At 42.4% G+C, this 12923-nt stretch carries 6 protein-coding genes and 4 tRNA genes; 3 read left to right on the forward strand and 7 right to left on the reverse strand.

Annotated features, from left to right (window positions below; all coding sequences use genetic code 11):
• Positions 1-100: 100 nt before the first annotated feature.
• The 7 genes from ACZM60_RS13025 to ACZM60_RS13055 all read right to left on the reverse strand — a co-directional run bounded on the left by ACZM60_RS13025 (position 101) and on the right by ACZM60_RS13055 (position 7975).
• A tRNA-Arg gene (locus tag ACZM60_RS13025) sits at positions 101-174 on the reverse strand.
• Between the two features lie 30 nt (positions 175-204).
• Positions 205-278: transfer RNA gene (locus tag ACZM60_RS13030), tRNA-Arg, on the reverse strand.
• A gap of 29 nt (positions 279-307) precedes the next feature.
• A tRNA-Arg gene (locus ACZM60_RS13035) sits at positions 308-381 on the reverse strand.
• A gap of 33 nt (positions 382-414) precedes the next feature.
• A tRNA-Arg gene (locus ACZM60_RS13040) sits at positions 415-488 on the reverse strand.
• A gap of 81 nt (positions 489-569) precedes the next feature.
• Positions 570-2873 carry a patatin-like phospholipase family protein gene (locus ACZM60_RS13045; RefSeq protein WP_489521715.1) on the reverse strand — a complete coding sequence of 768 codons (2304 nt, stop codon included), beginning with the start codon at positions 2871-2873 and terminating at the stop codon, positions 570-572.
• Between the two features lie 382 nt (positions 2874-3255).
• Positions 3256-5301, reverse strand: a complete 2046-nt coding sequence (gene htpG / locus ACZM60_RS13050; RefSeq protein WP_021971831.1) for a molecular chaperone HtpG — start codon at positions 5299-5301, stop codon at positions 3256-3258.
• 133 nt (positions 5302-5434) lie between these two features.
• The gene (locus ACZM60_RS13055) at positions 5435-7975 is read right to left on the reverse strand and encodes an ATP-dependent Clp protease ATP-binding subunit (protein ID WP_340318511.1); all 2541 of its coding nucleotides are present in this window, start codon (positions 7973-7975) and stop codon (positions 5435-5437) included.
• A gap of 357 nt (positions 7976-8332) precedes the next feature.
• Here ACZM60_RS13055 and gyrA point away from each other — a divergent pair, with 357 nt between their 5' ends.
• The 3 genes from gyrA to ACZM60_RS13070 form a co-directional block, all read left to right on the forward strand.
• Positions 8333-10870, forward strand: a complete 2538-nt coding sequence (gene gyrA / locus ACZM60_RS13060; RefSeq protein WP_340318510.1) for a DNA gyrase subunit A — start codon at positions 8333-8335, stop codon at positions 10868-10870.
• 40 nt (positions 10871-10910) lie between these two features.
• Positions 10911-12128: a tetratricopeptide repeat protein gene (locus tag ACZM60_RS13065; protein ID WP_021971834.1), complete on the forward strand. Its 1218-nt coding sequence runs from the start codon at positions 10911-10913 to the stop codon at positions 12126-12128.
• Between the two features lie 487 nt (positions 12129-12615).
• Positions 12616-12923, forward strand: a 308-nt coding sequence (locus ACZM60_RS13070; RefSeq protein ID WP_489521716.1) for an IS66 family transposase, incomplete at its 3' end; no start/stop codon positions are given.

Genomic DNA, 12923 nt, shown 5'->3' on the forward strand with positions numbered 1-12923 from the left:
GAGATTATCTTCTGAATATCGCTGCCTGAAAAAGTTAACTACACTCTTATCGTTGATAAAGAAAAGAGGGTGAATCGCGTATTACGACACACCCTCTTTGTGACCGCGACAGGATTCAAACCTGTAACCGGCTGATCCGTAGTCAGCTACTCTATTCAGTTGAGCTACGCGGCCAATAATTTTCAATTTTTCAATAAAGAAGAGTGACCGCGACAGGATTCAAACCTGTAACCGGCTGATCCGTAGTCAGCTACTCTATTCAGTTGAGCTACGCGGCCAATTCTTTCAATATTTCAATTCAGAAGAGTGATCGCGACAGGATTCAAACCTGTAACCGGCTGATCCGTAGTCAGCTACTCTATTCAGTTGAGCTACGCGACCAATTCTTCATTTATTTTGTCAGAAAGAAGAGGGTGACCGCGACAGGATTCAAACCTGTAACCGGCTGATCCGTAGTCAGCTACTCTATTCAGTTGAGCTACGCGGCCATGTCTTTTTTCTTAACGGGTGCAAAGGTATGAGGTTTTTCCGAAACTTCCAAATATTTCCAGCTATTTTTTGCAGATTTTTTATTCGATAAACCGCGATCCAAATATCTGCCAGCCCAGTGTAAGGCCTATATTCCAGTTCTTAGATGGTGAGCTATAGTGATTTAGATAAGCACTGATTGCGCCGAAAGGAAGCTTTACTATCAGTGACAATTCTCCCATATATTCTATCCGGCTGAAGAGTTTTCCGTAAGAAGCCTTCGATTCTTCATTGCATACTATCGGAAAAATCGGAGCAAAGCCGTAAACTTCTGCTCTTACATGAAAGACCGGCGTTATCTGAAAAATAGGCATGACACCTGCTCCGATGAATTGATTGGCCCGGAATGCTTCATTGTAGGTAATTTTGCTGTGGACAGTAGGAGCGAATTCTCCGGCCTGCATCATGGTTGCCGTATAGTTCTGGCTGAAATTGCGCGAAGAATAGTAGGCATGAATATAGTTTCCCAATACAAATCTGGAAGAAAGGGGATAGTAGCGTTCCATTTCATACGATACTTGCAGCCATGACTGCACATAATTATATGAGCCATTGTAAGGGTCGGGAGTCGAACCACCTTGAAAATACTCTCTTCCGGTATATATATTGGCCACAAGCCGTTCTCTTCGCCCTGCCGTAGGATATTGTTTACTGTTTAATGTATTTCCATCCATGGCTACAGAACCGCCGAATATGGTATAGCGGCTGATGTCGTTCTTGTCGTTGTTGAAGTCGATTACATTGCTTTGGAAATACTGGTCCTGCAGTTTTCCGATGCCTATTCCGAATTCGGCCTTCTGTCGTGTAAGGAAAGGAAGCGAAACCAGCAGTTTGACAAAGTGCTCTTTCTTCTTGTTGAAGACAGGGGTACTTCCCTTGGTGAAAATCTTTTCCTGTTTGAAGTAATCGAACGAAGAAGTCGATGCTACCAGGCGGAACGAAGTCGGAATATAGGTCGGTATATCTATGCGTCCCGATATTTGCAGATTATTGTAAATCTGTCCCAGTTGTCCGTCGAGGGAAACTTCTTTCGAGAAATTGTTCAAGTTATGGTAAGTCCCTCCTATATAAATCTGGTTGGCTCTATTTGAGCCAACGTTTCCTCCGACGCGCAGTGACAAGTCGTCTTCTATTTTGACCTTAAGATGAAGGTTGAAGGTGGAATCGGCCGGATTGTAGACGGCATGGGGGATAATTTCGGAAATCATATTGTCGGACATCAGGCGGAAATACCCCTTACGTAAATCCTCCAGCGAAAACAAACCCTGGTCTGAGGTATGAAACTCCTTGCGTATATACCTTTTCTGCTGTTCGCTGCCTCCCTGAATATTTATATCCCTGAACCGCAATTCGGGCATATTTTTCTTGTAGGCGATTCGTTTCAGCTCAAGCTGGCGATAGTTGACACGGCGAGGAATACGAGCCTTGATAGAATCCATGAGCTGCATGGTGCGCTTATATCCGTTGTCATGCAGTTCGTCGAAGCGGTCGAAATCCATCAGGTTCACGTTGTCGTACTTAAACGTCATCAGGATTCCCAGCGAATCGGGTAGTGAATAGTCCGTCTTCTGCATGATCATGTTTTCCAGTTGCCCCATGATATCTCCTTCCTGCGGCTTCCCCGGATTGGAACTTACCACACTTCCTATGATGACATCCGGATGAAAGTCGTTTACCATGACATTGACCGGGAAATTATTGTATATTCCACCGTCGTATACCAGCGTAGAATCGATTTCGATGGGCTTGAACATGCCGGGAAAACTCATGGAAGCACGTACTGCATCTCCCAGATCACCGTTTTCGAATATCATAGGTTTTTTGTTGTATACATCCGATGCCACACAGCGGAAAGGTATGAAAAGTTTGTCGAAATCGTTCTGGCACGCTGCTGTAGCCTGTCCGAACAATTCGAGAAAAGCAAGATTCATCTGCAGAGGGTCTACCACACTCGAAGGAAGGAACTGAGTCTTTACTTTGTGCAGCGGATTTTTTAAGGAAACACGGATGTTGATAAATTCGGGAGTCGGAGGGTTTTTCTTGAAGTAGTAAATGTATTTCTCTTCAATGTTTTCGGTATACCAGCGTTTGAAACTGTCCGATTTCAACAGCTTTTCCATGTCGTCGGGCGAGTAACCCATGGCATACAGCGAACCTATAATGGCACCCATAGAGGTTCCTGCAATGTAATCGATAGGAATATTGTTTTCTTCCAGTGCTCTAATAATACCTATATGCGTCAGACCTTTAGCACCTCCACCGCTTAATACGAGTCCGACTTTCTGTGCGTGAAGAGTGCCGGATAGGAAGATAAGCAGGAAAAGTGTATATAGTATTTTTTTCATTAGTCGGGATTGTTGATGATATAAAACCAAAGATAGAAAAAAACTATTTCTTGTACAAGGAAAAGAAGAAATTCAATTCAGCCTTGAAAAAAATCATCCGGTCCGTTCTTTTATAAGCTGACGGTCTTTGCCGGAGAAGCTGGAGAAGTTTCCCGTATTTTTTGTACAAAAAATATTTGTTTTTGTACAAATTTTCGGAAAACGTCAAGACAAATTTTCCGAAAGGACACGATGTGTATTGCTTCATGTGCCGACAATGGAGTATGGAGCTGTGGTACACTGACTTACCTGATGCTGCAAGTCGGAGAGGAAGATATAAAAAAAGCCGTGCGGGGCCTATCAACCTCGTACGGCTTTCTATATGTTATTTTAGAGAAAGACCTTAAATCAGTTCGATGCTTCGTTTTACGAAGTTTGTCAAGGCTTCTCCTTTCAGCATGTTGTTTTGCAGCAATGCCAAGTCAATCAACTGATGTACTACCTTGTTTCCGGCAGCATATTCATTGATGATATCAGTCTTCTGCTTCTTCTGTTCGTCGAGTTTCTTTTCCACATCGTTCAACTCATCTTTTTCTGTGGTCGGGATTTCCTCATCTTTCTTGCCTTCGTGAGCTTTGTGAAGTTCTTTTTCACGCAGTTTCAGCATGGCAATTTCCGATTCAACCGGAACCAGTTTTTCAGAGCAGGCAGCTTCTGCATCTTCCAGTACCTGCTTGATGAGTCGGTGGTCGCTGTTCAGGACAAGGTTGAACATGTCAGGCATTTCACCATAGAAGCTCATGCCCGGCTGGATATTGGCCATTTCCTTCATACGACGCATGTATTCGGCCTGCGTGATGATGATAGGAGCTGCTGTTTCACCCATGGCTTGTGTTTCTACGTGGAACTCAGTCTTCTGAACTTTCGGCAGTTGACCGGTAAAGACTGTAGACAAGATTTCTCGTTTAGTATCTGCAAGTTCTTCTCCTTTCTGCTCTTCTTTCACAATCAGACGGTCGATAACATCGCTGTCCACACGTGTGAAGTGGCTCTTCTCGAACTTCTGTTCCAGCATGTTAATCATAGGAACATCCAGTTGTCCGTCGAGCAACAGAACATTGTAGCCCTTGTTCTTGGCCGCATCAATGTAAGTATACTGTTCGTCGAGGTTGTTGGCGTACAGATAAATCAGGCTTCCGTTCTTGTCGGTCTGGTTATCTTTAATCAGTGTCTGATACTCTTCGAAGGTATAATACTTGCTGTCTGTATCTTTGAACAGGGCAAACTTGCTTGCTTTTTCGTAGAAGTCTTCCTGAGTAAGCATACCGTAGTTGATGAAAATCTTCAGGTCATCCCATTTGTTTTCAAATTCCTTACGGTCGTTCTTGAAGATAGCCTGCAAGCGGTCGGCTACTTTCTTGGTAATATAAGTAGAAATCTTCTTTACATTCGAATCGCTCTGCAAGTAAGAACGAGAAACGTTCAATGGAATGTCCGGTGAGTCGATGACACCGTGAAGCAATGTCAAAAAGTCCGGTACGATGCCTTCAACCGAATCCGTTACATATACCTGATTGCAGTACAACTGAATCTTGTTCTTCTGCAAGTCGATGTTGCTCTTGATTTTCGGAAAGTAGAGTACACCTGTCAGGTTGAACGGATAATCTACGTTCAGGTGAATCCAGAACAACGGTTCGTCCGACATCGGATACAAGTCGCGGTAGAACTGCTTGTAGTCTTCATCTTTCAGCTCACTTGGCTTCTTTGTCCAGATAGGGCAAGTACTGTTGATGATGTTGTCTTCGTCTGTATCTACCTGCTTGCCGTCCTTCCACTCTTTCTTCTTTCCGAAAGCAACTGGTACGGGCAGGAAGCGGCAATACTTGTTCAGCAAAGCCTGAATGCGTGACGGTTCCAGAAACTCGCGGCAGTCATCGTCTATGTACAGGATGACGTCGGTACCACGGTCGTCTCTTTCAGCATCTTCCAGCGTAAACTCAGGACTTCCGTCGCAGCTCCATTTGATAGCCTTTGCGCCTTCTTTGTAGGAACGAGTTACGATTTCTACCTTTTTGGCTACCATGAAAGCCGAATAGAAACCTAATCCGAAATGTCCGATAATCGCATTGGCATCTTCTTTATATTTCTCCAAGAAGTCGTTTGCTCCGGAGAATGCAATCTGGTTGATATACTTATCTATTTCTTCGGCAGTAAGTCCCAGTCCACGATCGGAGATGGTAATAGTGTCCTTGTCTGCCTTAACATGAATTGTAAGATCTCCCAGCTCACCTTTGAAGTCGCCTGTAGATGAAAGAGTCTTTAGTTTCTGTGTTGCATCGACTGCATTCGAAACCAATTCACGAAGGAATATTTCGTGATCGCTATATAAGAATTTTTTAATGATGGGGAAGATGTTCTCGGTCGTTACCCCAATATTACCTTTCTGCATAATTTTTATATTTAAGTTTTACTATATTTTATTTTTTGTTAGAAAACAGTGGGGCTAAGACAAAAAAAATGCCAGACGATTTACGCCTGACATTTTGTCTGTATTCGGATTGCAATACGCTCTTGTTGTCCGTCTATTTTATTATTTCCATCTTCAGTCCGTTTCCTTCCGGATTCATGCCGACGTGGATGGTATCTCCATTTTGTGGGTCTTCATTGAGGATAAGTTCTGCCAGACCGTCTTCCAGATTGTTCTGGATGGAACGTTTCAACGGGCGTGCTCCAAACTGAACATCGTAGCCTTTCGATGCGACATAACGTTTGGCTTCATCGTCGATTTCCAATTTATATCCCAGAGATTCAATGCGTTCGTACAGTCCTTTCAGCTCTATTTCGATAATCTTGGTCAAAGCCTCGATATCAAGCTGGTCGAATGTAATGATTTCGTCCAGACGGTTGATGAATTCGGGTGCGAACGATTTGTTCAATGCCTTTGTTATCACACTTCGCGAATATTCTTTATCGTCGGTACGAGTCTGGGCAGCGAAACCTATTCCCTTGCCAAACTCTTTCAACTGACGGGTTCCGATGTTTGAAGTCATGATGATGACTGTATTCTTGAAGTCTACGGTTCTGCCATAACTGTCAGTCAAGCGTCCTTCGTCCATCACCTGAAGCAACAGATTGAACACGTCGGAATGTGCTTTTTCTATTTCATCCAGCAAGACGATAGAGTAGGGTTTCCGGCGAACTTTCTCGGTCAGCTGACCACCTTCTTCGTAGCCAACGTATCCCGGAGGAGCTCCTACGAGTCGTGACACAGTGAATTTTTCCATGTATTCACTCATATCAATACGAATCAGCGCATCGGCCGAGCCAAACATCTGCTTGGCAAGTTCTTTCGCCAGATGAGTCTTTCCCACACCGGTAGGGCCAAGGAACAAGAAAGTACCAATCGGCTTATTCGGATCTTTCAGTCCCACACGGCTTCGCTGAATAGCTTTTACCAAAGTATCGACAGCCTTGTCCTGTGCGATGACCTTCGAGAGCAACTGCTCTTTCATGCCTCTCAGTCGAATTCCTTCAGCCTGTGCCATTCGTTGCACGGGGATGCCCGAAATCATGGAAACAACATCGGCAATCTGATCCTTGTCGACTGTTTCGCGGTTTTCCTTCAGGCTCTCTTCCCAGCGCTGTTTCATTTCTTCCAGCTCACTCATCAGCGATTTCTCACGGTCGCGGAAGCTGGCTGCCAGTTCGAAGTCCTGCAAGCGTACGGCGTCGTTCTTATGCGCACGCGCTTCGTCTATCATCCGTTCCTGTTCTTCAATCTCTTTCGGGACAGTGATATTCTTTAAATGTACGCGTGAGCCGGCTTCATCCATCGCATCGATGGCTTTATCGGGGAAATTACGGTCGGTAATGTACCGGTCTGTCAATTTGACACATGCCTGCAGTGCTTCGTCGGTATAAGTAACATTGTGATGTTCCTCATACTTATCCTTGATGTTCTGTAGAATCTGGAGTGTTTCTTCCGGAGTGGTCGGTTCGACGATGACTTTCTGGAAACGTCGTTCCAAAGCACCGTCTTTCTCAATGTTCTGACGGTATTCATCAAGAGTCGTTGCTCCGATACATTGTATTTCTCCACGAGCCAGGGCAGGCTTCAGCATATTGGCTGCATCCATGGAACCTGCGGCAGAACCGGCTCCTACAATATTGTGTATTTCATCAATAAAGAGGATAATATTCGGATTCTTCTTCAGTTCGTTAAGGATGGCGCGTATACGCTCTTCAAACTGTCCGCGATATTTGGTGCCGGCTACTACAGCTGTCATGTCGAGTGCCACCACGCGTTTGTCGAACAAAATGCGTGATACTTTTTTCTCGATGATACGCAAGGCAAGTCCCTCTACGATAGCCGATTTACCAACACCCGGTTCTCCAATCAGAATCGGATTGTTCTTCTTGCGTCGGCTCAGAATCTGTGCCAGTCGTTCTATTTCTTTTTCACGTCCTACAATCGGATCCAGCTTCCCTTCCATAGCGGCTTTCGTCATATCTGTACCGAACGAGTCGAGAACAGGTGTGTCATTGTTGGGCTTTTGTTGCTGGGTGCGGGTTGCCGATCTGGATTCTTGTGAGAAAGAAGAACTGTCGCCATTCCCTGTAGGCTGGCGGCGGATGCCTTCATCCTCATCTTCCTCCTCTTCGCCAAAGTCCAGTCCGCCTTGCGGTTCCGCCTTCGGGACGAGTTTATCCATTACTTTTTGGTAGGTAACTTCGTTTTCTTCCAATACTTGCGAAGCTCTATTTTGGTTTTCTCTCATAATGGCCAATAACATATGTTCTGTATCTGTAGTCGGGCTTTTCAGCATTCTCGACTCCAGTATACTCATTTTTAATATTTTTGAAGCTTTTTCATTGAATGTAATTTCTTCTGAATAATTGTCGGAAGCTTCGGCCGCCAATCTGAGTTCATCTTCTATTTCCTTTTTTACTTGTTTCAAATCCACATACAAGCTTTCCAAAATCTGGACAGCTTTACCTTCGCCTTCGCGAATAATGCCTAACAGCAAATGTTCGGGACCGATATAGTTATTGCGTAATCGGTTGGCCTCTTCTTTGCCGAACTGTATTACATCGGATATTCTTTGTGAAAATGGGTTGTTCATAAATTTGAGTCTCTTCCTAAAACACTTTCTTTTTGCAAAGATACATTATATAAATAATATGATTAAGTTCTTTCTTTCTATTTAACAAAAATCATGCCAAATGGATAAGGTTTTTCGCGCAGAAGTAGCATTCTTCAAGTGAACTTTGCCTTTCTGTCTCTTCTTTGACGTTGTTTTGCGGTGTCGTTATTTATATATAACAAATTTTGCCATAGGAAGGTTTCGCGGTAGAATAGCGGCAGAGAGGGCTGTATGGCTAAAACTTCAGCTTTTTTTTTGCCATTTCAATAAAATGTCGTACTTTAGCGTGGTTTTTAATAAGCCAGAGAGATCTAAATAATAACTAATTTTGTTTCAATGCAAGAACAAGACAGAATAATAAAAATCAACATCGAGGAGGAAATGAAAAAGTCGTACATCGACTACTCTATGTCAGTAATCGTTGCTCGCGCCCTTCCGGATGTAAGAGATGGCTTCAAACCCGTACATCGCCGTATCTTATACGGAATGATGGAACTGGGAAATACTTCGGACAAGCCATATAAAAAAGCAGCAAGAATCGTTGGTGAAGTTTTAGGTAAATATCATCCACACGGTGACTCTTCCGTGTATGGAGCACTGGTTCGTATGGCACAGGATTGGGCAATGCGCTATCCGCTGGTCGACGGACAGGGAAACTTTGGTTCTGTTGATGGTGATAGCCCGGCTGCCATGCGTTATACTGAAGCACGTCTGAAGAAGATTGGTGAAGATATGATGCAGGATCTTTATAAGGAAACTGTTGACTTTACGAATAACTTCGATGACACGCTGCAGGAACCAACTGTAATGCCTACTCGTATTCCTAATCTCCTGGTAAACGGTGCTTCGGGTATTGCGGTCGGTATGGCTACAAATATGCCAACGCATAACTTGTCGGAAGTAATAGATGCATGTGTCGCTTACATTGATAATAATGATATTGATATAGATGGTCTGATGCACTACATCAAGGCTCCCGATTTCCCGACCGGAGGATATATTTATGGTATCAGCGGGGTGCGCGATGCTTATGAAACCGGACGTGGACGTGTGGTTATGCGTGCTAAGACTGAAATCGAATCGCATCCTACGCATGATAAGATTATCGTAAATGAAATTCCTTATAACGTAAATAAGAAGGAGCTGATCGAGAATATCGCAGCTCTGGTAAACGAAAAGAAAATAGAGGGAATTTCGTATGTAAACGATGAGTCAGACCGTGAGGGTATGCGTATCGTAATCGATATAAAACGTGATGCCAACGCAAGTGTTGTATTGAATAAATTGTTCAAGATGACGGCTTTGCAGACCTCTTTCGGGGTGAATAATATTGCTTTGGTACATGGACGACCGAAGTTGTTGAACCTGAAAGACTTGATTCGTCTGTTTGTTGAACATCGCCACGAGGTGGTTATTCGCCGTACACAGTATGATTTGCGTAAGGCAAAGGAACGTGCTCATATTTTGGAAGGCTTAATAATCGCTTCCGATAATATTGATGAAGTCATCCGTATTATTCGTGCGGCAAAGACTCCGAATGAAGCGATAGCAAATTTGATGGACCGCTTCCAGTTGTCTGAAATTCAGTCGCGCGCTATTGTGGAAATGCGTCTTCGTCAGCTTACAGGACTCTTGCAGGATCAGTTGCATGCAGAGTACGAGGAACTGATGAAGCAGATTGCTTATTTCGAAGAAATCCTGACCAACGAGGAGCTCTGTAAGAAGGTTATCAAGGATGAGCTTATCGAAGTGAAGGAGAAATACGGTGACAAGCGTCGTTCTGAAATCGTATATGCTTCCGAAGAGTTCAATCCGGAAGATTTCTATGCTGACGATGAAATGGTAATTACTATTTCGCATCTGGGATACATCAAGCGTACTCCGTTGTCTGAGTTCCGTGCACAGCATCGTGGGGGAGTAGGATCGAAGGGTAGTGAAACGCGCGATGAAGATTTCATCGAACATATCTATCCGGCTACAATGCACAATACCATGATGTTCTTTACTCAGAAGGGTAAATGTTACTGGTTGAAAGTATATGAAATACCGGAGGGCAACAAGACTTCGAAGGGACGTGCTATACAGAACTTGCTGAATATCGATGCAGATGATGTGGTAACTGCTTATCTGCGTGTGAAGAATCTGAATGATACTGAATTTATTAACAGCCATTATGTATTGTTCTGTACGAAGAATGGCGTGATTAAAAAGACATTGCTTGAGCAGTATTCTCGTCCGCGTCAGAATGGTGTAAATGCTATTACAATTCGTGAAGACGACCGGGTTATCGAAGTTCGTATGACGAATGGAAATAATGAAATCGTAATTGCTAATCGTAATGGTCGTGCTATTCGTTTCCACGAAAGTGCAGTCCGCGAGATGGGACGTACGGCTACAGGTGTTCGTGGTATCACTCTCGATGAAGATGGTTCTGATGAGGTTATCGGAATGATATGCATCAAAGATCCGCAGAAAGAAACCATTATGGTTATTTCGGAAAACGGTTATGGAAAACGTTCGGATATTGAGGACTATCGTAAGACGAATCGTGGCGGTAAGGGAGTCAAGACCTTGAGCATCACAGATAAGACCGGAAAACTGGTGGCTATCAAATCGGTAACAGACGAAAACGATTTGATGATTATCAATAAGTCGGGTATCACGATTCGCTTGCATGTGGCAGATGTTCGTATCATGGGACGTGCAACGCAGGGTGTTCGTCTAATCGACCTCGAGAAACGTAACGATCAGATTGGCTCAGTTTGTAAGGTAACATCTGAGACAGAAGAGGAAAATGTAGATAGTGAAGACTCTGTTTCTGTGGATGGTGAACCTTTTAATGAAGAAAATTCTGCTGAAGAAAAGCAAGAATAAATAAATTGAATATATTTGTATTACTAAATCAAAAACAGTTATGAAAAAAGTATTGTTTACTACAGCTTTATTCCTTACAGCATGTGCCGTATCAGCACAGGAAAGTGTTGTGAAGGAAGCTAAATCTGCTAAAAGCGATCCTGTAAAGGCAGCGCAGATTATTGAACCGGCTTTGGTGGATCCTTCAACTGCTAACGATCCTGAAACATGGAAGTTGGCTGGTGATTTCCAGAAAGCAATTTACGATGAGGAAAACATGAAACTTTATTTGCCTGGTGGTCAGGCAGATACATCGAAATTGTATAACAGCTTGGTTAAAATGTTCGAGTATTATACAAAGTGTGATGAGGTAGAACAGGCAAAGGTAAAGAGTGGAGAATTGAAAAAGCCTAAATTGAGAAAGAAATTGTCAAAGACATTGGCTACAGTTCGTCCTAACTTGACTAATGGTGGTTCGGATGCTTACAACTCAGGAAATTATGCAAATGCATTGAAATTCTTTGGCTTGTATGTTGATGCTGCTGAAAATCCGATGTTTGAAGATGAAGCTGCCGTTAAAAACGATACATTGACTCCGTTAATCGCATGTTACGCTGCGTTGGCTGCAAATTCTTTGAATGATAAGGCTGCTGTTATCAAATATGCAACTGTAGGTAAATCTCACAAGGAAGAAGGTTACAGAGCTTTGATGTGCTTGGCTGAAGCTTATGGTAAAGGAGAAAATCCTGATTCAACTCAGTGGTTGGCTACTATCAAAGAAGGTACAGAAAGATTCCCAGCTCAGGAATATTTCATCGGTAACTTGATGGATTATTATATTCAGAAGGGCAGAATCGATGATGGTTTGACTGAAATCGATCAGGTTTTGGCTAAGAATGAAACTCCGTACTTCTTGTATGTAAAAGGTGTACTGCAGTATGAAAAGAAAGATTATGATGCTGCTATAGCAACATTCAATTCTATTATTGCAAAGAACTCGGATTTCGTAGCTGAAGCTTATTCTAAGATTGGTGACTGCTATTTCTTCCCAGCACAGCTTATCGTAGAAGAAAATAGTAAAATTTCTATGGATGATCCGAAGTATGCTGAGAATGAAGCAAAAATCAAAGAGCTTTATGAAAAAGCAAAACCGAACTATGAAAAGGCTAAAGAACTTAAGCCGGATAACAGACAGTTGTGGGGACAGTATTTGCTGAATATTTACTGGAAGCTCAATAAGGCTGAATATGATGCTTTGGAAAAAGAATTAACTATGTAATTAAGGATCATCTAATTCTTCATATGAAAGGCTGTTTCAAGAAATTGAAACAGCCTTTTTATTTTTAGACTTTGGAATTCTTGTATAAAGATAAAACAATAAAAGATTCTTTGTTGTCGGTCGTAGGGGCGTATTTCTTATGTAAGCATCCGATTTCCTCATCTTTATTAAACATTTTATCCATAATATCTTTGTCCTTCACAAAAGTATAGGAAATAATTAAATATTGGAAGGATAAAAAATTTATGGCATTATCACACTCAGAAGCTCAGGTCCTTTATGCACGATATTTGAAGAGTGGAATGACACTTGAAAAGTTTTGCAAACTTCACCAAGTTCCTTATTGGGATTTTTCTGACTGGATTAACCAATGGGAAAAATTATATGGAGCAAAGTACGTTGAGAATTCTATAACAATCCAGTATAAGCAAGAAAGGAGACAATCTCTGTAATTGATGAAGATGTCCATCATGCAAAGAAAGAATATATGTGGGGGCTTGTTAACACCAGAAGTAAATTGACTTTCTTTGCTTATGAAGATGGCTCTAGAAGCAGGAATGTAATCAGTAACATATTAGAAAGCTATATAGGTACAATTCAAACAGATGGATATTCGGCATATAAGTCTATAGGAGAAAACGAAAATAATAAAATTCAAAGGTTATCTTGTCTTAGTCATATAAGAAGAAAGTTTTTGGAAAGTAGAGATAACGACAGAGAAAATTCAGAAAAGGCACTTGGTATTATAGACAAAATATATAGGCTTGAAAGATTTTTCAGAAAACAAAACTTTCA

The organism is Phocaeicola sp., assembly GCF_057861905.1.

Coding starts and splice junctions, on each gene's coding strand:
- gyrA (WP_340318510.1), top strand. CDS start 8,333: ATGCAAGAACAAGACAGAATAATAAAAATCAACATCGAGGAGGAAATG.
- ACZM60_RS13055 (WP_340318511.1), bottom strand. CDS start 7,975: ATGAACAACCCATTTTCACAAAGAATATCCGATGTAATACAGTTCGGC.
- ACZM60_RS13065 (WP_021971834.1), top strand. CDS start 10,911: ATGAAAAAAGTATTGTTTACTACAGCTTTATTCCTTACAGCATGTGCC.
- ACZM60_RS13045 (WP_489521715.1), bottom strand. CDS start 2,873: ATGAAAAAAATACTATATACACTTTTCCTGCTTATCTTCCTATCCGGC.
- htpG (WP_021971831.1), bottom strand. CDS start 5,301: ATGCAGAAAGGTAATATTGGGGTAACGACCGAGAACATCTTCCCCATC.